The organism is Abiotrophia defectiva ATCC 49176 (assembly GCF_000160075.2).
Taxonomy (GTDB): Bacteria; Bacillota; Bacilli; order Lactobacillales; family Aerococcaceae; genus Abiotrophia; species Abiotrophia defectiva.
The window spans coordinates 168,917-169,911 of the sequence record NZ_KI535342.1; the positions used below are offsets into that span (position 1 = coordinate 168,917).

A 995-nucleotide genomic window follows, 5' to 3' on the forward strand; every position below is an offset into this window, starting at 1 on the left:
CAGGCCTCTACAGCCATGTGCTCAGCCAATCCATCTCATCTAACGTGAGCTCGGCTTCCGCTTATAGCCAAGACCACTCTTACTCCGGTAGTAACTCCGGTGGTTTCGGTGGTGGCTTCAGTGGTGGCTCCTCCGGTGGTTCCGGTGGTGGCGGCGGCGCAAGTGGATTCTAATAGATCAAAGACTGGGACTTTGTCCCGGTCTTTTTTTGATTTTGTAACTTATGAAAATTTCTTACTATTTGGACTTGACGCTGACTAAGTGGCGTGATATATTAATGTTCGTCTGAAAAAGACAGACCAACTATCCAAAAAAATATTTGAGAAAGTCGAAAAAAAGTGTTGACTTCTCAAATAGAGGATGGTAAGATATAAAAGTTGTCACGTAGTGGCAAGGAGCACATTGAAAACTAAACAAAGACACACCAAGAATGTGAGGGTCATCGAGGAAACTTGATGAACAACCAACAATTCGGCAGCAGACAAGCTGGGTAAAAAACAAGCTAGTAAAGAAATGAGTCAAGTAGACTTATGAATTTTTTCATGAGAGTTTGATCCTGGCTCAGGACGAACGCTGGCGGCGTGCCTAATACATGCAAGTCGAACGAACCGCGACTAGGTGCTTGCACTTGGTCAAGGTGAGTGGCGAACGGGTGAGTAACACGTGGGTAACCTACCTCATAGTGGGGGATAACAGTCGGAAACGACTGCTAATACCGCATAGGACATGGGATCACATGATTCCGTGAGGAAAGGTGGCGCAAGCTATCGCTAAGAGATGGACCCGCGGTGCATTAGCTAGTTGGTAGGGTAAGGGCCTACCAAGGCGATGATGCATAGCCGACCTGAGAGGGTGATCGGCCACATTGGGACTGAGACACGGCCCAAACTCCTACGGGAGGCAGCAGTAGGGAATCTTCCGCAATGGACGCAAGTCTGACGGAGCAACGCCGCGTGAGTGAAGAAGGTCTTCGGATCGTAAAGCTCTGTTGTTAG

1 rRNA gene is annotated in these 995 nt (G+C 48.2%); it reads left to right on the top strand.

Annotation, left to right across the window (positions count from 1 at the left end):
* Positions 1-538: 538 nt before the first annotated feature.
* Positions 539-995 (top strand): 16S ribosomal RNA (locus GCWU000182_RS09510); the annotation flags it as partial.